Here is a 22,432-nt window from a genome sequence, read left to right on the forward strand (position 1 = left end):
TGGAGTAATTATTTAGTACTTCACTGGTTTTGTCATATTACTTGTATATTTTATTTGTTATTATTGTATACTAAGATGTATGGATAAAATATTTACGTTCTCAGTAGATTATATAAAATGATAACTATCATCAGAGGTAAAATATGCTTGAGTCACTACTAATAGGATTACAACAGGATTTAAAAATTTTTATATGGGCACCTATAATCAGTGCTATCTTTCGATTTATTTTTATTAAACTATATGGACCTTCATATCATTGGAATGTGGATAAGAAAAAACTAGTTAAAACCTTTAGTTATGGATTTTGGTGGGGACTCGATTTTCATGCTTATGTATTATTAGTTTCCTTTTTAGCTATCTCTTTACCGGGTGCATTTATATCCTCTTATTTCGCGGTAGGTGATATTGTAAGAACCATACTTTTAACATTGTATTTGATGGTATTATATGCTGCATTTATGGGAAAATTAATATATTATTATCATTTTAAAGATACTTATAATGAATTAGTTCGGTTGGGTGGTAATGCTGATAAAAAGAATCTACTAGATATATTTTTTAATGAAAATCATGGGTTATGGATTTTACTTGGTTTTATTCCCTTTGCAGTAATTACATCTTTAGGAATTCATGCAACTTTATTAACACCGGTATTGTTGATACCTACATTTCCATTTGTAGGACAAGTAGTGGGAACAATTATATCAGTTATTCTTACGGTAGTGGTTTTCTATTGGTTACGTTATGGTGGTACATTGAATCATCGTAATAAACCGGAGTGGGATTTTGTACCAGCTATTATTAAAAATGATATATTTTTAGCTAAAGCCGTTATTGATGATTTGATTGCATTAGAATTAGTGCATAAACATAATGTTAATGAAGTATTGAATCATGATGATGATACAGCTATCAAAAATTTATGTGTTATTCCAGAATTTAAAGACGTAAAGATAGGAGTAAATCCATTAGAGCTTTTACAAAAAAAAGCTGAAGGTCCGCGAATTCCCAAGCCTAAGCATATTTTTATTCTTGTTGGTGAAAGTCTTACACAATCTGTGACGGATGATATTTATTCAGAATATCATATTGTCGATGCAGGAAAGCAGTTTAAAGCACAAAAGAATACTATTTCTATGGAGAATTTTTTGCCTGCAGGTATGATTTCTCAACCGGCTATTACAAGTCTCATTTCAGGGATTTATGATTCTAATTTAGAAATTAATGAGAAAACACAATTTTGGGAACATACTATAATTACTTCTCTGCCAGAACAAATTAAGAAGTTGGGTTATAAAACTAAACTTTGGTATGGAGGTAATATTTCTTGGGCTAGCTTAGGTTTATTTGCTCCATCAATGGGTTTTGATGAATGTATTGGTGGCCCAGATATTTGTGGTGAAGATGCACCTGCAACATGGCTAGGTGTGTATGACCATTTATTTTTAGATGAGGTAAAAAAACGCATATTGGCAGCTGATGATGAGCCAACTATGCATTTTATTTATACAACATCTAATCACTCACCAAGCACAATTCCTATTGAACGATATGGATGGGATGCAGATACGATTTTTGGAAATATTCCTAGAGAGGTGAGAGATAATAAGAGTAAAGTAGCAGCTTTAGGTACTTATTGGTATGCGGAACAAGCATTATTTAATTTTGTTGATGCTATGAAGGAACATTTTGAAGATAGCCTTATCATAGTCACAGGTGATCATTCCTGTGGCATAGCAGATTCTCTGCTTTCATATAGAAAACAAACTATTAGAGAATCATTTTGTACTTATTTTGCTATGTATCATAAGGATATTGATGCTAACTGGATTAATAAAAATAGTATTGGTGATCACATGCAAATTATGCCTACTATTTTTGAACTTATAGCACCAAAAGATTTTGAATATTATTCTTTAATGCCTTCCTTATTTGAACCTCAAAAACACATTGTAACTCCGTACCATTGGATGACACAATCTGAAATCGGTTTTTATGGTAACTATACAGCAGAAAATATTAATTGGCGAGATTCTAAAGACCAAGATACACCTATAACACATGTAGAACGTCATGATTTTGAAGAAATCAAGCAAGCTTATGTAGAGTTAACAGCTTGGGTTGTACGGCATCCAGAAATATTGATATCTAAATCATAAAAATTCGTATTTATTAAAAAGATAAACCATTTTTTTGATTAAGATTACTTATAATGGTATAATAGGGAAAAAAGGAGGATATGATATGTTAATTAATTTTGCAGTTGCTGGATTTGCATCGATTGATAAACTTCAAGAACTCACATTTTCTGCCTTTAAAGGACAAAAAATTCTATCAACAAAATATGAGCAAAATTATATCTTATCTAGTGTAAATAGACCTACTAAATCTAGTGTTATTTTTGGTAATAATGCTGTAGGTAAAACTAATATTCTATATGCTTTATTGGGTTTACAACAAATGATTTCTACAGGGATGCCAATTAAAAATGAAAGAGTTTTTAATCGCTTATCTGATACTATTTCTTATGAGATAATAGTTGAGTCTGATGAAGGTAATAGCTTTGAGTATAATATTCAGGTCAATAAAAATGAACAAATTATAGTTGAACAACTTATTAAGAATCAAGATATTATTTTCAAATTTTCTAATAATAAATTATATAGTGATTTATTAGATGATAAGATACAAGAGATTTACTCTCGAGAATCTACTTCGACTCTTTTATCAAAATTAAAGGATTTTATAATAGATATCTATAATGAATTTGTTGCTACTATTAATAATATTTCTGTAGTAACAGACCTGTTTTTAAATTCTGATGTCAAATGGTTTAATATCACATTCTCTAATAAACATAAAGAGTTAATCCAAAATAATAAAGAGTTAGCAATACAGATCTTGAAACAGGTTGACCCTACTATTAAAGATATTGAGTTTGAAGAGCGTATTTCTGATGATTCAGATACGCTTAGTTATGATGTCAAGATTATAAGGCTAGATGAGCATAAGCAGCCTATAAGATTTCTTTTGGCATTTGAGTCAAAAGGGATTAAGAGAATAGTTTTTTTGTTAATTAATTTGTTAGAAGTACATTTAGGTAAAACTATTCTAGTTGATGAGCTTGATGCATCTATTAGCACAAAATCCCTCATCCTATTATTTAATGAAATTATCAACTCATCTAAGAATAAAAGAGGTCAATTAATTGTAACATCACATAATTTAGAGTTATTTGATTTATCTTTATTTGCACCGCAACAAATATATATTGTTTCAAAAGATAGGTCACTATCTACGATTGTTAATTCTTTAGCAGATTTTCAATTGAGAACTAATAAAAAGCGTTTAGCATTAGAATTTTTACAAGGTTCATTTGAGGTAGTCTAATATGGCAAGCTCTAAAAAGGTTGTAAGAAAACGAGTAAAAAAAAGTATCAAGACGAGTGTAAAAATTTTAATTGTTTGTGAAGATTTGACTGAAAGTACATATATAAAAGATTTATTAGGTGATATCTCTAATATTGAGATTGTTTCTATTGATGGTGCTGGATATGGCAAGTTTAAGAATCACATTGAAAGTAATGAAAAATTATTTAAGGTATTTTTAGTTGTTGCTGATCTAGATAAAGCACAGCCAAATTCGCAAACAGGAAAAACATCTAATGGATATCATTTATTAAATGGTCTTATTACATATCTCCATAAATTGAATAAGCAAAATACGATTTTTTTATCTAATCCAGATATAGAATATTGGATAGCTTGCTCAATAGGTCAGGAGAGCTATACAATGGATGATTTGGTATCGATTGGATATAGAAAAGGAGATTATGTAATTACTTTTTTAAGAGAACATAATGGTGATTTTAATACCGCAGTACAATTAGCCAATAGTGACAAAGTATATTATCGAAAATCTAGACCAGGAATAAATTATACTTTGGAAAGTGAACATTTAGGATTAAGACAAAGTAATTTATCAGATCTTATAGATTATATACGAAAAATTAATCAGTAATTTTAATAAGAAAACTAGGCTTATAGGGAAAAACTTATAAAATCAGTAACTAGGCTTATAGGACAAAGAGTGTGTGTAAAAACCCTTATAACATCAATAAACATCTGGAGTTATAAGGGTTTAATCTTTTTTTAGAAGTATGAGGGTGGGCAAAAAGTGTGGGTGGAAACATCAGTTCACCATTGTAATTACTGGACAAAATGAGGTTGCTTTCTCTGTACCTCTATATTTCATGAGTATTATTTATTAATTCTAAAAGCACAGTAATTTTATCTATAGTTTGCAAGGAATTTCTGTGGTTAAATATGAATAATTTATGGACGATTTAAGCGTTCTCTACAAATATTTTACAATTATAGAATATAATATAAATGTCGTGTAACCATATTGTAATTATTACACCGAATACAATACTCAATAGTTTTTCATATTACTACCAAGAAGGATCATTAGAAAAAATCAGCGAGTTACTTGCTGATTTTGATACTGGTATTAGTAATGTGGCGATAAAAAAATTACACAAGAGAAATTAAAACAGTCCTTACCGATAGAAGTCTATAATAATTTGATAGAGAAAATTAAATTAAGTACTACAGAATTCAAAGGTGGCAAACTTACAATGCGTAGTCATGATACGTTTTTTGCTATAGACTTTCAAGATATAGAACATCCCAATATCACAACATTATGTTTACACCATGGTGAGTCACCATTCGATTTTTCTTTCAAAGAAGAATCTGATGGGACACAGCGTATCTTTGATTTATTAGATTTAATATTATCTAATCAGGCGCATACGGTGTATATTATCGATGAGTTAGAACGTAGCTTACATCCTAATCTTACGAAACATTTTCTAGAACTGTTTATGGAAACTCATAAGAATTCTGATACGCAACTACTATTTACTACTCATGAATCAAGCATTATGGATTTAAAATTATTTAGACGTGATGAAATTTGGTTTATAGAACGAGACCATGAAAACTGTAGTCACATTTATTCTCTTGCTAAATTCAAGGAACGCTATGATACCAAATTGAGTAAAGCCTATTTAGAAGGGCGATATGGGGCTATACCAGTGTTATCTTCTATTGTGTCCATTAAAGGAGAGTAATTATGGGCCTTCGAGAATTTTCAAATTATAGATGGTATATTACATGATTCTGTATGAATAAAAACATGTGATATATAATCTTTATGTAATGCATTATAAAGCTGTCCTAAAATGTGATTTAATCATATTTGGGGACAGTTTTTTTATGTAATATTTGTGTAAAAATGAAAATAATATGAACATTTTATTCTCTGCTTATCAATTATTTATCTCTCATTGTTATACTAGAAAGGAATATTATGGTTGTATGATGTGTATATAAGGGGAACGAGGGTACATATATATTAATTCATGCGACTATAGCGTGTGTAATATATAGTTTCTGTATAAGAGAGGTATTTATGAAACATCAATTGGCTGCTATGTTGGCAGCAACAGCTGTGTTGGGTGTAACGACTGCCTTCGGCGCTAATCCATTTTCTGATGTAACGCCAGATTCTTGGGCGTATCAATCTGTGTCTCAATTGGCGAGTGCGGGCATTATTAATGGCTATCCAGATGGGACTTTCAAAGGCCAAAAGGATATTACCCGTTTTGAAATGGCCCAAATGATTGCAAAGGCCATGGCCAATCAGGACCGTGCAAATGCAGAGCAACAAGCGATGATTAATCGCTTAGCTGATGAATTTTCCAATGAGTTGAATAATTTGGGCGTTCGCGTTAACCGCTTAGAGGACCGCGTGGGCAATGTGAAAGTAACCGGCGATGTGCGGTTCCGTTATCTTGGCACTAAGGCTATGGGCCAAGATTTCATAAGAACTCAAGGAGAGTATAGTAAAAAGTCCCAATTTGATATGCGTGCACGTGTTCAATTCAATGCGAAGATTAACGACAAGACTGATGCGGTAGTGCGTATGACAACCGATTCTATTGAATTTGGTAATACTTACGATGATAATACAGGTGAATCGACTGGAGCAGCTTACATCGACCGCGCTTATGTGGATCATCGATTTGGCAAATATGTATCTGCAAAAGTAGGTCGCTTTAACCAAGTCATCGGCAATGGTTATTTCTATGACGATACATTTGACGGTGCTCAAATTAACATCGGCAACGATAAAATTCAATTCCAAGGGGCCCATGGCTATTTCTTAAAAGGTCTCTTCACCGGCACCTCTGCAGAGATGAATGATACCGTTACCTATGCTGGCCTCAAAGGTCAGCCAAATAAACATATTAGCATGGGTGGTTTCTATGCTCGTATGAACTCACCATATAATATGGGCTTCACATTTAGAAAGTTCTATGGTTTCCATACCGATATTAATTTTGATAAGGTTTGGATTGGTGGCGAATGGGTGAAAGCAGCCCATACGGACCATGGTACAGGCTGGACTGCCGGTGCAGGATATGGTCATTATGACATAGCAAAAAAAGGCACTTGGGATGTAAAAGCCCAATACTTCAATATTGATGATAAAATGGGCGCTGTATCCTCCAAATGGAACCTTGCCTATGATTCTACACAAGTTGAAAATAGTGGACATTTATGGTTCCACGGCTATAAAGGCTGGCTCGGTACTGTGGACTATGCATTACAAGATGATTTAGGTCTTAGCGTATATGCTGGGTTCAAAGGTAAAACAAAACCTGAACTTGCTAGTTATAAGCGATCCTTGGCTAACTACTACCGCGTAGAGTTAAATTACCAATTCTAATCAAATAGATTGGCACAACTTAATACAATGCAAAAAGATGGCGAAATGTATATTTCGTCATCTTTTTTGTTATATTTGCGGTTTTTCTACAGGTATTGAGGTTACCTTTACAATCCTATGAAAATCCAATGAACTTTTCTCTGAAATATAAAATATTTGTTATAGTATGTTATACTTATGTTATATTCTGTATATAACGGTTATCACTTATAAGGGGTTAGGGAGATACAGTGTTAGTAGGGCCGAATTGCAGATGTGTATGTTTCTTTTTTGGAGAGAGGTATAGTTATGAAAAAACAATTTGCCGCTATCTTTGCAGCAACAGCTGTGTTGGGTGTAACAACTGCGTTTGCAGCGAACCCATTTTCCGATGTAACCCCTGATTCTTGGGCCTACCAAGCCGTGTCTCAATTGGCTAGCACTGGCATCATCACGGGCTATCCAGATGGGACTTTCAGAGGGGAAAATGGTATTACTCGTTTCCAAGTAGCGCAAATGGTAGCGAAAGCGCTTGCTAACCAAGATCGTGCGAATGCGGAACAACAAGCCTTGATTAACCGTTTGGCTGATGAATTCTCTAACGAATTGAATAACTTGGGCGTTCACGTGGCTCGTTTAGAGGACCGCGTGGGTAATGTGAAAGTAACCGGCGATATGCGTCTTCGTTATCTTGGTTCCCAAAAGAAAGATGGTAACTATGTAAACGCTGTGGGCGATTACAGCAAAGGTTCCCAATTCGACGCGCGTGCTCGCATTCAGTTCAATGCGAAGGTGAATGACCGCACAGATGCTGTCGTTCGCGTAACTTCTGGGGACTTTGAATTTGGCGATGCGACTAATGGTGGCAATGCAACGGCTACTATCGATCGCGCTTATGTAAATCACAAATTTGGTGAACGCGTGTCTGTGAAAGCTGGTCGCTTCGATCAAATGCTCGGCAACGGTTTGATTTACGATGACACATTCGACGGCGTTCAATTCAATGCAGGCAACGATAAAGTTCAATTCCAAGCAGCCTACGGCTATGCTGTGGCAGGCGCTTTTGACGGTTTAACTAAGAAATCCAACAAAACTTTCACCTATGCAGGCGTTAAAGGTCAACTTAATAAACATGTAAACCTTGGCGGCTTCTATGCCCGTAGAAATGCGCACAAATCTAGTGGTGACGCACTTAGAAACATGTATGGCTTCAGCACAGACATGAACTTTGATAAAGTTTGGGTTGGTGGCGAATGGGTGAAAGCTGCTGGCGTTTCTCACGGTTCTGCATGGACTGCTGGCCTTGGCTATGGTGACTACGACCAAGCAAAACGCGGTTCTTGGGACGTAAAAGCACAATACTTCAACTTCGGCCAAAACCTAGGCGCTGCATCCTCTACATGGGACATCGCTTACGACCTAACTAATACAGCTTGGGCTACAACTGGAGCTGGTGTCACTACTAGTGCGTTGAATTACCAAGGCTTCAAAGGCTGGTTATTAACTGCTGATTACGCATTACAAAAGAACGTGGGCCTCACCGCATACTACGGATTTAACAACAAAACAAACAAGGCTACCGGCAATAACGAAAAACTTTCCAACTACTACCGCGTAGACCTTAACTACCAATTCTAATATGATGAATGGTATCGTTCATAACTAAAACAATCCCCTTGATGAGTATCTCGGTACTCTTGTCAAGGGGATTTTAAATTAGAACACGCCTGTAGTAATTAGCAAGACGAGCCTGATATAGTGTCTCTAGAAATAGAACAGGCGTGTTCTAATTTGTAAGATAGCCTGATATAGTGTCTCTAGAAATAGAACAGGCGTGTTCTAATTAGTAAGATAGCCTGATATGGTCTCTCCAGAATTAGAACAGGCCTGTTCTAATTTTTAGGAGACATGTTAAGAGGTCCATCCAATACTACAGGCCTGTACTAATTTTCAGATGAGATATTAATAGAACAAGGCCTTACCTCTAGAATTAATATATCTCCTCGTGATATATTACAGATAAGTAGTATTCTTACGTTCATATGTATAAGGAGACACTCTATGTTTAGCTTTCAAAGTGAGTTATTATTACGTTTACAGAAACAATTTGTATCTGAACATGAGTCTGATTTCAAACCTTTTGAGGATTTGATAGAAGCATTTATGACTCAATATAATCGTGGTGATTTTAATGATACGATAGAAATGAAATTACGTGATTTATACGAGGCTGCAAAAGAGGCTGATACGACTGAGGAATCAAAGAAATTGTACAATAAGATTCTTGCGTTATGCCCTGATGAAGTAGATGCTAAACGGGAACTTATAGCTCTTGAGTTGCATCCAAGTTTTCAACTTCATCAGCTAAAACAGCTAGTAGAATCGTTGAAAAAACCTAAGAAAATGGATTGGCATATAATCGAGGCTCGTCCTTATATGCGATGCCTCATCGATATGGGGATGATATATTTAGAATACAATATGTATCATGATGCGATTGCATGCTTTACTCCTGTCTTTCACGGGGACAAGCAAGACCATTCAGGATTCCTTGTATACATGATGGTTGCTTGTTGTGGCGCTGCCAACTGGGATCGTGGTCGCAAGGTGTATCAGCGCTATCTCGCATGTTGTGATGATATACAAAATGCATTTAATCAGGCGCCGGATATCATGTTACCGATGCATATGTTGTATATTTTATTGGCTTTGCAGTGTGGTGAAAGTAAGATTGCCTATGATGTATTAGCAGATCTTGTTGACGAATATGAAGATATTGATTGGTTATTACAAGATGCAACGCGGTGGAACGATTTTGTGGAAGACCATTTGGAGACCATTATGTATATGGTAGACCAAGTGATTGACATAGATTTTGATCCACGAGAATTAATAAGCTTATATACTGCTATCTCATTTTTACCGACTCAATTGGTGAGTTTTGAAAGCCCATTATGGCAGACTTTATATGATGCGTATGAATGTGTTACCGGTCTAATTGTTGTGAATCGGTACTCTAATGATAGTTATATAGGAAAATGCGAGACAGCTCATATGAGTACCGTAGAGGTTGCTAAAGGTGTGGCTGTGCGAGGAAATCCGGTATATGACAATATACGGTTTGGTGCACAAATTACACTTTCACAAGCCGGCTTATATACAGTAGCTGATTTTAAAACAGTTACTAAACAAGAAGTATTGATGCTACCAGGCATTGGTAAAAAAACGGTGGAACAACTAGAGCATAATGGTGTTATATTTAAAGCGTAAAATGTGACTTGAGCTCACTAGCTATCCTAGGATAACGAAGGGCTATTTGTCTTTTCCATAACTAAAACAATCCCCTTGATGAGTATCTCGGTACTTATCAAGGGGATTTTAAATTAGAACACGCCTGTAGTAATTAATAAGATAGCCTGATATAGTGTCTCTAGAAATAGAACAGGCGTGTTCTAATTTGTAAGATAGCTTGATATAGTGTCTCTAGAATTAGAACAGGTGTGTTCTAATTTGTAAGATAGCCTGATATGGTCTCTCCAGAATTAGAACAGGCCTGTTCTAATTTTTAGGAGACATGTTAAGAGGTCCCTCCAATACTACAGGCCTGTACTAATTTTAAAAAGTATGTTAATGGAATCAACAGATAGTACAGGTCTATACTAATTTTATTTCTCTCATATTTACAAACGACAAACTATAAATTATAATTTAAGATAATTTATAGTTTGTTTACATTGTGTGAGTGAGAGGACTATTATGAGACATGTAAGTAAAGCAAAGCTATCGCTAGCTGTGGCACTGGCGATTGCTGGATTTGTAATGCCTAATATGGTGGTAGATGCGGCTTATACCGCTCCGTATACTGATAATACAGATTTTGTAGCTAACAGTGATGATATGATACGTGTATTCCCAGAATACGATAAAAATATATCTTCTATAGTAGCGAATGGTGGTATGGTTATTATTGAAGACGGGTATTCTAATATTGGCTATGGTCATAGTGCATTTGCTACCAGTAAAAATGGTGGAGACATTAAATTGAAAAAAGGTGTATATAATTCTGGTAGAGTGAATACACCTGTTGCCCTTGCTCAAGGGGGCACAATTAATATAGGCGTCCATGATCATCACGGCGAATTTACGGGTGATAAAATATTCGTTGAAGGCGATGTTATAGTTAAACATGATCCAATTCATAGCTCAACCATTAATATCGGTATAGATGGTGAGGAATCCAATTGGTCTGGGCTAGCTTTCAATTTAGCTGATGAAAATGACAGAAAATATAATCATATCAATGTGTTCCTTGGTGAAAGAGGGGCTTGGGAGCTATTATATCAAGGTGGACTTGATGGTACTAACCTTGATAGTAGTACTATGCCTAGCCGTGTACATCGACTCGTTGGTTCTACGAATCGAAATTTTCAAAATATAGTAGAGCAAAATGAGCATAATAAACTGTATATTGATAAGCTCGAAGGCCATGTGAATTTTATTTATGATCCTAATGATGAATATGCAGATACCGAAGATCCAGAATATACACCGCCAACCACAACATATAATGGTTTAACGGCCGATTCCTTCTGGGGTGGAGACATTCATATCACAAGTGCAGCCCCTAATGCTGGCGCTCATCTATACACCAGCCGCAAAGGACTAGACTTGTCTACTGAGGATAATGTAAACAAGGTTTTAGATAATCTTGCACATAAGGTGTATTACCATAACTATGTGACTGGTGAAAGAAACCTTGAAGGCACAGTAGCCATTGCTTCTGAAGGTGCTGAATCTGGTCGTTTTAAGGTAGTAACGTCTGGTTATGCTAAAGAAGGTGCTATTACATGGCAAGCCGATCAAAATGGTCAAGGTAAATATGTGTACGGTAATACAACAGTAACGCCTGCACCGCAACCAGTGCCAACACCAACACCGGCGCCACAACCAACACCAGTACCGCAACCGGCGCCACAACCAACACCAACACCGCAACCGGCGCCACAACCAACACCGGCACCACAACCGGCGCCAACACCAGCACCGCAACCGGCACCAGCCCAATCAACGGCATATGATACTCCGCATATGCGTGGTACTCGTTCTGCGATTATGAGCAACATCAACGGCTGGCGCACATTAACAAATACTTACCGTCCTCGTGCATTGCAACAAGGTGCAACAACAGGTATTTGGGCCCATATCGGTGGCGGTCAATATAGCTATGATGCACAAGGTATTGATACCGACACAACATATACACGCATTCAAGGTGGTTACGACGCTAAAACTGGTAGCGGTTGGACCGTAGGCGGTCAAGTGTCTTACCTTCGTGGCCATGATGATTATGTGTTCAATGGCTCTGGCAAAGAAAAGGCCTTTGCTGTTGGCGCCTATGGTTTGAAAGACCTCGGCCGAGATCAATACATTCAACTTGAATCCCAAGTTGGTCGTGTAACGAATACTTTCACAGCTCGTAATGAAATTGGTGAAAGCCTATCTGGCGAAACGAAGGCTAATGCATACACTATCGGCGCTCGCTATGGTAAAACTGTGAAATTACAAAATGGTGTATACATCGAACCGCAAGCACAATTGAGCTATACTCACTTTGGTGGAGATAGCTTTAATGCAGGCACCATGCATGTAGACCAAGCTGGTGTAAGCAGCACTGCTGGCGGTCTTGGCCTTGAAATTGGTAAGACCTTTGGCGCAGGCAGTATCTATACTCGTTTAGGTGTTAACCATGCCTTCTCTGGCTCAGTGAAAACTACATACACAAGTGGTTCTACTGTGAAATCAACAGAACAAGATCTTAAAGGGACATGGACTGACCTTGCATTCGGTGGCCGTTATGGCATCAATGCTAACAATAGCCTTTATGCTGATATTAGCACCGGATTATCTGGCGACTATAAAGCAGGCTGGTCTGTAAACGCTGGATTTACACATAAATTCTAAGATATGTTTACCTAAAACAATCTGAGGATATAGTTGATATATAAATAGCCCCAGAGCACTAATAGCTGTATATATTAGTCATTAGTACTCTGGGGCTTTTATAATTTTAACTCGTATATCTGTATTTATAGATACTTATTGCGTAAAACAAAAGTTCTCTTTATAATTAGCTTCTCTTATTTGTCTTGGAAAAGACAAATAGCCCTTCGTTATCCTAAGGTAACTAGGTAACTGAAAGGCCATTTCATCACTTTCGTATTTTTTGAGATGAGCCTGACGGAACTACTCGCTTGGCTATCTTCTTTTATTATAAGGAAAATTATATATATCGTCAAATCCAAATAAACTTAATCAATTATATGGTGTCTCTAGAATTAGAACAGGCGTGTTCTAATTTTAAAAGAGTATGTACGAAGGTTCGGAAATTACTACAGGCCTGTTCTAATTTTAGGAGCAGTATCAAAGGGGCCCATCAATACTACAGGCCTGTTCTAATTCCAAGTAGGGATGTCAGAGGAACGCAATCTCAGAAAATGTGGTATAATAAGTTGTTAAATCGTATACAATCATTTTTATACTTACATAATCTACCTACCATTAGTATATATTAATGTATATATTAAAATGTGATTCATATAATATATATAGTATTAATATAGGTAGTAATTCATAATGAGGAGGCCTCATGTTTCAACGTATATGCGCAGTGGCTATGTTTGTAGCCGCGCTGTTTATATCTGTTATACCCAATGCCGATGCTCGGCAAGATATTTATGCTTTCACCTATAATGGCAATAACTGGTACGTGGACCGCGATTCGATTGATCGCAGTAAACCGGACGGGTTGCTACATTTTACGGTATATACTATGATTGGTTTGCGTTATGATGTGGCCAGTGGCAGTGAGTATTACAACGCTGATGTATATTATTACGATCAAAAATTGTCTACCGAAGGTGGTCAGCTATTATATCGCAACCCAGGTATCTTGGCGGCGGCTCGTGTGGCACGTCAACAACCGGATGCGCCTAAACAAGCACCAAAACCAGTGGTAGCACAGCAAACAGCATCTCAATCGATAGCAGCTCAAACGGCGGCTCAATCTGTAGCGCCAACGGCACCGCAACCAAATATCGTCAAGGCTTTATCGACACCGGTTCAAGCCCCTGTACCTGCTAATGGTCCTGTGAAAGTAAACACTCAAATACCTATTGTATTACCAACAGGCCCAGTGAAAAAGGTGGCGGCTAAAACGGTAATGACCTTCCATAATCCATCGAAACAAACGACAGGTACGACATCTGAATCCGATGAAACAGAGGCTAATCGTACTCGTAAATAATCCTAAAAACTGCAATTTAGTCTTATGTATACTGAGAATGTATCAGTTACAGTATATATGACTAGGTTGCAGTTTTTATTTTGTATATATGAGGCTGTCTGAAGAAAATTCTAACTTGTAATCTGTATGCATTCCTTTCTATTAATATGCGGAATCAGCAAATCAGCAGGTTGAAAATTGTGGACTTTTAATGAGGCATTAATGAAATAGATGGTATATAATAGAATGTATAAAGTGTTAACAATAGACTGATGACTGGGGGGCAGAGGTCTAACCGTAACTTGATTGTATTTGAGCTGTCATAGAGGGTAGAGAGAGATGAAGCAGTTCGTAAAGAGGCTGGCTTGCGTTGTATTGGCAACAGCCATGATAGGCATCCTTGTAGGGTGTAGTCGAGAGGAGCCGAGTGTGACGACAAATTCTGACCGTGCGCCCGTAGGGTATAAGGCGATTGCTGCTATGAATGCGTCGGCTGCGGAAAAGGCGGACCGCAGTGTGCGTACGATGTCACAAGAGGATAAGATTGGTCAGTTAATGTGTATCGGTCTAGATGGCACTACATTTGACGAGTCACAAAAAGAATTAGTACGTAAATATCGCGTAGGCGGTATTGTATTAGATAATGATAATATGGAATCTAAGGAACAAGTGCGGGCTTTCACAAAAGGCATACGAGACACTGCGAATACGTCGAGCCTCATGCCACCGTTCATCGCCATGAATCGAGAACGCATGCAGTATAGACCTAATTTGATGCTACCGTGGACGGACTCTAAGCTGTTATCGAAGCAGGGGCTTGATGCGGTGTCGAGTCTAGCGACGCGCACGGCCATTGAGATGCGCGACCTTGGGTTCAATCTCAATTTGGGTGTCATGGTGAATACCCACTCGTTTTACTCGTACACGAGCGATGTGGACCGGGCGGCGCGCATCGGTGAGACTATTACTAAACGCTATGCGGCGAATCGCGTATTTACGGGGTACCAATATTTTCCAGGCGGCGCTGATTACACGGTGCCGGGCATGAAAATAGATGCATCTAAGGCGAGCCTCATGGACCATGATGGCCGTGTATTTGCTCAGCTCATCGATGCGACGCGTGACGAACATCCTATGATTATGGTGAATGCTGTGAAAGTACCCTCTATCGATGCGAATCATCCGGTGAGTCTATCTAAACCGATCATTACAGATTGGCTACGGAATGAACTGGGCTTTGAGGGCGTGGTGATGACCGATGATATCGAGGTCGGTGCTGCCGTTGCTGGTATGTCCATAGAGGATTATGCGGTGCGTACTATTAATGCAGGCAGCGACATGGTTATCCTTTGTAAGCATGCCAAGCACATCAAGGCAGTTCACGATGCATTGACGCAGGCTGTAGAGAATGGAACCATTTCCGAAGCACGCCTTGATGAATCGGTGCGCCGCATCATGCTCATGAAATTTAGCAATGACCGATAGATATGGCTTACAACTGTGAGCTTTAATAATAAGAATGTAAAATTAGGCATAGAAACTCTTTTCTTGTAATAATGTACCCTCTTTACTGGACAACCAGTAAAAGGGGTACATATCATAATGGGAAAAGAGTTTTTTATGTGTAAAAAATGAATTTATTATCTATTTGTTAAAATTTACAAGATATATTTTATAGTTTATTTAAAATATGATATAATAAACTCCTGAGAACTATTTTAAGGGAGGTGAGATCTTATATGAAATGTAGTAACCATGAGGCGGTCATTGACGCCATAATGGAACTATACAATCAGGACCGCATGGAAATGAGTGTTGTACATGGTCCTTACAGCGTTGGTAAAACGTATATCGCTAGAGCGTTACAGGCTCAATTAGGCAAGGGTCATACCATATATCTGCTTGGTCGCTTGGCGAATGAGTCTATTCATATTCGATCAATTGAGAGAGAACTAAAGGTGCCATCAGGGTCTTTTAAGACTTTAGAGGATGCATTGCGTGGCGTTTTTCAAGCAAGTCTTGACAAGCGGATCATGCTCATCATAGATGATTATCCTTCATTTGTGGATACGGTTCCACAAGCGCCTATCATATTGCGTGACTTGATGGAAACCTATCGCGACCATGGCAAAGTATTCGTACTTCTCATGGGAACCCATGTGGACGAATTAAAAGGGCGAATCTTAGGCGAATCAAGCTTGATTGCAGCCTACATTCATAATTATTTCAAGGTCAATCCGTTCACACTTGATGATGTGAGAGCATTAGGTTGGGACTATACGGATGAAGATATTGCTAAGCTATACCACGTAACAGGCGGTATGCCGGGGAACCTCGTGCATATAGATCCCGCCTTATCGGTAGATGAAAATATGGTGCGTCTATTCTTCAGACCACAAGGCATATTATGTACGGAACCACAACGATTACTTATGCGCTACATTCGTAATGTAGGCGCCGCTAATGCGATTCTCTATGCGTTAGCACAATTGGATAAGCCGTTCTATACAGAATTATGTCATGCCAGTGAGCTTAAGAGTGGTACCTTTGCAACCCGTATGGCCGACCTCTTAGATATGGAAATTATTGGACGTATTCAAGGTGGTAGCCGTGGTCCATTGCGTTACGCAGATTACCATTTTGTGAATACTATGTTCCAATTTTGGTACCAGTTCGTGTTCCCAAATCTCGAGGAAATCAACTGTGGTCAAGGGCAATATATTTACGATACCATTGCAAAACCTTTGCTAGATACACTCGCTTAATACAATCGTTTTAGTGAAATGAATTCGAATTCGTGCGACTTGTAATTGATTCGAACTTGCTCACTGTACAACGATCGATTCAAATTCATGTAGCTATGTAAAATTGATCTAAATTGACGTACTTTTCTGAAATAGGTTTGTAATTATACACAAATACATATGTAACAACAAAAATTCCGCTGTAAATGTATGCATTTATGGCGGAATTTCTCATTTGTCTAAATACTCAATTGGGTGTATATTTCAAGTAAGCCTAGGCAGAAAGGAACGAATATGAACGCAAAGCATGTGGTTTGTCCCCAAAAGGTGTTACAAGTGGTGACAGACCTTAGTTTAGTGCGCGTCTGCCAAGAACGTCGTGTATCGGTGCTCAGTACGGAACGAGCCGTGTGGCCTATCGAGGAATTGACTATCGATGCGGCACAAATCGAGTTATGCCGGCGCTATCGACCGCTCATCATGCGGTATGCGAGCCGATGTAGTACGGCAATGATGACGGATGACGTCGAATCATTTCTGTGGATCATCTTTATCGAATCCATCTATAGCTTTCACACATCGGGAAAGGTACCATTTTCTGGCTATGTGAAAGCAGCCATTCATTATGGGTATCTTAATTTTTATAAACAATCAGCTCATCAGTGGCGCCACGAGTTGCCCTTGCCTCTATGCACCGGTGATGATGTATCAGAGCCAGCGATGGACCAGTTCCCTGATGATATAGATATTGAACGAGACATCATCGGAACGGTAACAGAAGACGAATTGCGCAATCGTCTGTGGGCTGCTTTCAAAAAATTACCACGCGAGCAACAACAGTTATTGTATGCCCTATATCGAGATGGCAAGAGCTGCGTAGACATAGGCTGTGAAACACATCAGTCTAGACAGGCTGTGCAACAACGCCATAAAAAGGCCATCGACCAATTGCGGTACTATATGATGGTAGCGGATAACAAAGAATTCGATATTCAAGATATGCAAAATATGCATAGTTATAAGTAATTTTAAAAAACTAAAATATTTTTTAATTTATATATTTACAGCTTGTAATTATAGGTATACAATTAACTCATAAGTGCTGCTAAAGCACATTTATATAACACGTGTTATTTATACAATTTTACAAGAGGAATTCCTTAGTTTTATTACTCATTAATCTTAAGAAAGGTTATAATGATGCATAATACAGCGTATCAAAAGGTAAGTAATAAAGAATCAATTTCTTGTAATCCAAATACAATATATGGCGATGTAGATCACCATATATGTTGCTTAATCCCTGTTTACATAGATGGTGGTGACTGCACCGCCTGTTACTATGTAGATGGTCGGTGTGATATCATTCACAAATCCATTAAAACGGTATTGCGAGAGATAGCACGACACGAGGGTGTTCTAGCAAACGGCATTCAATCAACGAGACGGTCAAAGCCTATGTATACGGATCCACGAACGTTAGGTCCTAACATGACATTTGCTTGTCTTAAAGCACGGAAACCAATTGCGCGCGATGTGGTGTATGGTTTATTCAACGTTATCATTCCATTTCAATACCATATTGAGCCAGGACCAGAACCACATACAACGTATATCATCATAGGAGACTTTGATCCTATACTCGTATTTCATTCCCCTGACCACGTGCAACGCAAATTACGGGATGCTATGTTAGAGCATTTAGATTATACGAAACGGATGCTTGCTAAATTGAGTACCTGCGGTAACCCTTATGTGGTGGCTGAAATCTATGGCGCATCGAGAACATTAGCGGGAGTATAACAACACATATTTAGAGAGTCTGGGAGGGACGTAATATGAATTACGCAACAAAATTACGTATGATAACAATGGTTAGTTTGCTTGGTGTATCTTCTATCGGGTTGGTTCAAGCCGCTGATACACCTATCGTTTCAACTGGTGGTGTGGCTTATAATATTGGCATACCAGGAGATTCTAAGTTTACTTATTCGGACAATGTATCCCTTGGTGGACAAGCGGGGACTACTAATGGCAATTCATATCTAAAACCTGGTGATCCTAATGCAACGGGAAATAATATTGCCATTGGCCGTATTTCTTTGAATGGCTCTAGTGGTGGTGGTAATGTTGCTTTGGGGGGCAAGACATTTTTAGAGGGGAAAGGTGACTATAATTTCCTCGGTAATTTTGCGGCAGGTTTCAAATCTACCATATCCAATACAATTGCTATTGGAGCTTTCGCTGGCTCCAATGCTACAGGTAATAAAAACGTGTGGCTTGGCAATGGACAAGGCGCTGGTAGTAATGGCAACAATACTGTGTTAATCGGATCTAATTCCACAGTTGATGGTAATTTTAATTATGGCGTAGGTCATAATGCTGTATTAAAGGGTGAAAGCAATGCTGTTGTTGGTGCGTATAATCATGTAACGGCAAATAATACCTATGTACTAGGCGATCATGTAACGACAACTTTAGATAAAGCAGTTGTGCTTGGCAGTTATTCCACTGCTGAAAGTAGTGATGTGGTGAGCACTCCAAGCTATACCTATGCAGGTGGCACCGTTAACTTTGCCGGCACTGCACCAATATCTACCGTATCAGTAGGTGCTACTGGTCAAGAACGGACCATTACACATGTAGCCGCTGGCCGTGTTAGTGCAGACTCTACGGATGCTATCAATGGTTCTCAATTATACGGTGCGAACCAACAAATCGATAATCTATATAACAAAATTAGCAACATTGGAAAAGAGGCCAACAAAGGCGATGCTCGTGCTGCGGCACTAGCTGCATTACATCCAATGCAATTTGATCCAGATAATCGAGTACAAGTGATGGGTGGTATTGGCCACTACAAAGATGCCAATGCGCTAGCCCTCGGTGTGGGGTATTATCCAAAGGAAAACTTGCTCCTCACAGCCGGTGCTACCGTTAATGACCACATCATGGCTAACCTTGGTGTATCCTATAAATTCGGTGAAAACAAAACACTACAAAAAATCTCTCCTGCGTCCTATAATGCTCTCGAACAACGGGTTGATACATTGGAGGCTCAAAATAAAAAGTTACAAGAAACAGTAGATATGCTCGTACAAAAATTGAATAACAGATAGTATTGAGATACTCAGATAGCTGTATAATATAAACAGATTATTCATAAAAACCTCAGTATATAAGCGGATAGTTAGTCCATTGCGATTAGCTATCCGTTTTTTATTATATTAATTATCTTATAAATCTGTTAATAAATTTATATAATTATAAATAAACTATTTACAAATATTTAAAATATGATAATATAATTCATGTAAACATCATGAAGAAATGATGAGTGAGAGATCGTATTATGTATTTGTTTGTAAATAGAGAGGGAAGATTATGAACAAACGGAAACGCTTATTGGCGATATTGATTAATGGTATGTTGTTATCCAGTTTATGTGTGGCTAGTGCAGCGGATGTTACGGTAGGTGCTGGTAATGGTATTGCTTATGGGACAGGTAGTAGTGCCAACAATACACAAGATATTGCAGTGGGCAACAAAGCAAAGGTAGAGAATTATGTTGGTCAAAATGGCAGCGTAGCTATTGGTGCCAATGCGCATGTTGAAAATATGGCAGGTGGTGCAGAAGCAGCTGTGGGCATGGGGCAAACATCATATTCTGGTAGCTTTTGGTCCTCTGCTCGTGTACCGGCAGATCCATCTAAGGTAGTGGGTTCTGTTGCGATTGGTAATAACACATTTGCTCGTACTGGCAGTACCATGATTGGTTCCCATAACTACCGTGGTGCTATTGGCGATACTACGATAGATACAGATAATAATGGTACTCGTGGTGCCAGTTTAAACGTCTATGCAACAACAGTCGGTGCTAATAGCTTTAGCAACGGTGCTTTTACCACTACTACAGGTACATACAATGTCATTAGTTCCTCCTACACAGGTGGTCGTTTCTCAACACCTACTCAAAACTTCGGGGCTACCGTAAATGGTGCTTTCAATAGTATTGAATCTACAAGTGGTGGCTCCACGGCAGGTGTAGCAACGGCTATTACTGGCGTTGCCAACCGTGTAGCGAATTCCAATGGCGCTCTTGTATATGGTGCGGGTAATGAAATCACTAATTCTAGTGCTTCGTTCAGCACGCCTGGTGAAGGTGCTACGTCCGCGAAGGATTTTGCAGACAAATTAAAAACTGCTGTTACATCCTATAATGGTGCTGGTGCTACCATGGCCTTCGGTGGCGGCAATAAGGCAGATTATACATTACGTACATCCCTAATTGGTGTAAACAATACCGTTACGGGCGTACGTGGTGACCAAAGCAAGGACAATTTAGCACTTGGCGTTGGCAATACAGCTACGAATGTGCAACATATGACGGCTATCGGTTCTAAGAATACCGTATCTGACGCTAAGAATACGATTATCGTCGGCGATAACCGTACCGTAACAGGTGCTAATAATGCTGTTATTATCGGCTCTAGCGACAATGGAACGACAACAACTGTTCACGATGCAGTGGCTCTTGGTCATAACACAGACGTATCCATCGAAGGTGGTGTGGCTCTTGGTAGTGGTTCTAAAGCGACAGTAGCCGCAGGTGCAGTTGGTTATGATATCCTTACTAATGCGCCATCTACCGATACATCTGCTGCCTGGAAATCCACAGCATCTGCTGTGTCCGTTGGTGATGTAGCAAATGGCGTAACGCGTCAAATCACATCCGTTGCAGCTGGTACAAATGATACTGATGCGGTAAACGTGGCACAACTTAAACGATTACATGACATGATATCCGTGAATACATACAATACTGTCAACGTTCAAGGGGATGTAACGAATCTTAAAAAAGATGTATCCCGCTTAGATAAACGCGTTAACAAGGCCGTAGCTGGTTCGGCTGCCTTGGCGGCCCTTCATCCGCTCGACTTTGATCCAGATGCAAAATGGGACTTTGCGGCTGGCTATGGTCATTACCATAATGGCAATGCTGCTGCACTAGGCGCGTTCTATCGTCCTAATGAGGATGTTCAATTGAGCGTAGGTTCCACTGTGGGTAATGGGGAAACTGTTGTGAATGCAGGTCTTTCTGTGAAAGTCGGTGCTCATAGCAATGTATCTCGTTCTCGCGTGGCCATCGGTAAAGAAGTGCTAGAACTTAAGAAAACCGTAGCTCTTCAAAATGCACAAATCCAAAAATTGACAGCCCTCTTAAACAATGTGGCAGGTACGCATATGAAAGCAGACCGCACTACATTGTTCCCAGATGTGGCTAGCAACCATTGGGCATATGAAGCAGTGAGTGACCTATCCCGTCGTGGTTTAGTAGAAGGATACCCAGATGGTACATTTGGTGGTGATCGCTTGTTAACTCGCTACGAATTTGCAGAAATCGTATATCGTGCCCTTCAAAATGGCGTACAAGTAGATGAACAACTGGTAACAGAATTCAGCCCTGAAATGGCATTGTTCCGCGTTGACACAGTGGCTAAAAATAGCCAAGGACAACCGACAATTGAACGAGTTAGAGTGAATAAAAAATAATATATAGAGAAAAAACCGATACGAACTCTAGCGATTAGTAGTAGAGTTTGTATCGGTTTTTTATTTGTAGTA

15 protein-coding genes are annotated in these 22,432 nt (G+C 38.6%); all 15 read left to right on the forward strand.

Annotated features, from left to right (window positions below):
• Nucleotides 1-143 precede the first annotated feature (143 nt).
• Nucleotides 144-2,162, forward strand: coding sequence for an LTA synthase family protein (locus O3598_RS03860; protein WP_371451854.1), 2,019 nt, complete (start codon nt 144-146; stop codon nt 2,160-2,162).
• 85 nt (nt 2,163-2,247) lie between these two features.
• Nucleotides 2,248-3,393 carry an AAA family ATPase gene (locus tag O3598_RS03865; RefSeq protein WP_371451856.1) on the forward strand — a complete coding sequence of 382 codons (1,146 nt, stop codon included), beginning with the start codon at nt 2,248-2,250 and terminating at the stop codon, nt 3,391-3,393.
• Between the two features lies 1 nt (nt 3,394).
• Nucleotides 3,395-4,024 carry a hypothetical protein gene (locus O3598_RS03870; RefSeq protein WP_371451857.1) on the forward strand — a complete coding sequence of 210 codons (630 nt, stop codon included), beginning with the start codon at nt 3,395-3,397 and terminating at the stop codon, nt 4,022-4,024.
• A gap of 565 nt (nt 4,025-4,589) precedes the next feature.
• Complete coding sequence (locus O3598_RS03875) at nt 4,590-5,141, forward strand: AAA family ATPase (protein WP_371451859.1); 552 nt, start codon at nt 4,590-4,592, stop codon at nt 5,139-5,141.
• Nucleotides 5,142-5,482: 341 nt separating this feature from the next.
• Entirely contained in the window at nt 5,483-6,802 is a 1,320-nt protein-coding gene (locus O3598_RS03880) for a putative porin (RefSeq protein WP_371451861.1), read from the forward strand.
• 288 nt (nt 6,803-7,090) lie between these two features.
• Nucleotides 7,091-8,419, forward strand: a complete 1,329-nt coding sequence (locus tag O3598_RS03885) for an S-layer homology domain-containing protein (protein ID WP_371451863.1) — start codon at nt 7,091-7,093, stop codon at nt 8,417-8,419.
• Between the two features lie 423 nt (nt 8,420-8,842).
• Entirely contained in the window at nt 8,843-10,051 is a 1,209-nt protein-coding gene (locus tag O3598_RS03890) for a helix-hairpin-helix domain-containing protein (RefSeq protein ID WP_371451865.1), read from the forward strand.
• A 486-nt stretch (nt 10,052-10,537) separates the two neighbouring features.
• Nucleotides 10,538-12,742 carry an autotransporter outer membrane beta-barrel domain-containing protein gene (locus tag O3598_RS03895; RefSeq protein ID WP_371451867.1) on the forward strand — a complete coding sequence of 735 codons (2,205 nt, stop codon included), beginning with the start codon at nt 10,538-10,540 and terminating at the stop codon, nt 12,740-12,742.
• A 685-nt stretch (nt 12,743-13,427) separates the two neighbouring features.
• Nucleotides 13,428-14,084 (forward strand): hypothetical protein, encoded by a 657-nt coding sequence (locus O3598_RS03900; RefSeq protein WP_287500803.1) that lies wholly within the window; start codon nt 13,428-13,430, stop codon nt 14,082-14,084.
• A gap of 318 nt (nt 14,085-14,402) precedes the next feature.
• Nucleotides 14,403-15,548 (forward strand): glycoside hydrolase family 3 N-terminal domain-containing protein, encoded by a 1,146-nt coding sequence (locus O3598_RS03905; protein ID WP_371451869.1) that lies wholly within the window; start codon nt 14,403-14,405, stop codon nt 15,546-15,548.
• A 254-nt stretch (nt 15,549-15,802) separates the two neighbouring features.
• Nucleotides 15,803-16,828: an ATP-binding protein gene (locus tag O3598_RS03910; RefSeq protein ID WP_371451871.1), complete on the forward strand. Its 1,026-nt coding sequence runs from the start codon at nt 15,803-15,805 to the stop codon at nt 16,826-16,828.
• A gap of 273 nt (nt 16,829-17,101) precedes the next feature.
• Nucleotides 17,102-17,833 (forward strand): RNA polymerase sigma factor, encoded by a 732-nt coding sequence (locus O3598_RS03915; protein WP_316586745.1) that lies wholly within the window; start codon nt 17,102-17,104, stop codon nt 17,831-17,833.
• 171 nt (nt 17,834-18,004) lie between these two features.
• Entirely contained in the window at nt 18,005-18,610 is a 606-nt protein-coding gene (locus tag O3598_RS03920) for a hypothetical protein (RefSeq protein WP_316586746.1), read from the forward strand.
• Between the two features lie 35 nt (nt 18,611-18,645).
• Nucleotides 18,646-19,926 carry a YadA-like family protein gene (locus tag O3598_RS03925; protein ID WP_316586747.1) on the forward strand — a complete coding sequence of 427 codons (1,281 nt, stop codon included), beginning with the start codon at nt 18,646-18,648 and terminating at the stop codon, nt 19,924-19,926.
• 265 nt (nt 19,927-20,191) lie between these two features.
• Nucleotides 20,192-22,360 (forward strand): S-layer homology domain-containing protein, encoded by a 2,169-nt coding sequence (locus O3598_RS03930; RefSeq protein WP_371451874.1) that lies wholly within the window; start codon nt 20,192-20,194, stop codon nt 22,358-22,360.
• Nucleotides 22,361-22,432 lie beyond the last annotated feature (72 nt).

It is taken from the genome of Veillonella atypica (assembly GCF_041431435.1).
Lineage (GTDB): Bacteria > Bacillota > Negativicutes > Veillonellales > Veillonellaceae > Veillonella > Veillonella atypica.

Coding starts and splice junctions, on each gene's coding strand:
- O3598_RS03860 (WP_371451854.1), top strand. CDS start 144: ATGCTTGAGTCACTACTAATAGGATTACAACAGGATTTAAAAATTTTT.
- O3598_RS03865 (WP_371451856.1), top strand. CDS start 2,248: ATGTTAATTAATTTTGCAGTTGCTGGATTTGCATCGATTGATAAACTT.
- O3598_RS03870 (WP_371451857.1), top strand. CDS start 3,395: ATGGCAAGCTCTAAAAAGGTTGTAAGAAAACGAGTAAAAAAAAGTATC.
- O3598_RS03880 (WP_371451861.1), top strand. CDS start 5,483: ATGAAACATCAATTGGCTGCTATGTTGGCAGCAACAGCTGTGTTGGGT.
- O3598_RS03885 (WP_371451863.1), top strand. CDS start 7,091: ATGAAAAAACAATTTGCCGCTATCTTTGCAGCAACAGCTGTGTTGGGT.
- O3598_RS03890 (WP_371451865.1), top strand. CDS start 8,843: ATGTTTAGCTTTCAAAGTGAGTTATTATTACGTTTACAGAAACAATTT.
- O3598_RS03895 (WP_371451867.1), top strand. CDS start 10,538: ATGAGACATGTAAGTAAAGCAAAGCTATCGCTAGCTGTGGCACTGGCG.
- O3598_RS03900 (WP_287500803.1), top strand. CDS start 13,428: ATGTTTCAACGTATATGCGCAGTGGCTATGTTTGTAGCCGCGCTGTTT.
- O3598_RS03905 (WP_371451869.1), top strand. CDS start 14,403: ATGAAGCAGTTCGTAAAGAGGCTGGCTTGCGTTGTATTGGCAACAGCC.
- O3598_RS03910 (WP_371451871.1), top strand. CDS start 15,803: ATGAAATGTAGTAACCATGAGGCGGTCATTGACGCCATAATGGAACTA.
- O3598_RS03915 (WP_316586745.1), top strand. CDS start 17,102: ATGAACGCAAAGCATGTGGTTTGTCCCCAAAAGGTGTTACAAGTGGTG.
- O3598_RS03920 (WP_316586746.1), top strand. CDS start 18,005: ATGATGCATAATACAGCGTATCAAAAGGTAAGTAATAAAGAATCAATT.
- O3598_RS03925 (WP_316586747.1), top strand. CDS start 18,646: ATGAATTACGCAACAAAATTACGTATGATAACAATGGTTAGTTTGCTT.
- O3598_RS03930 (WP_371451874.1), top strand. CDS start 20,192: ATGAACAAACGGAAACGCTTATTGGCGATATTGATTAATGGTATGTTG.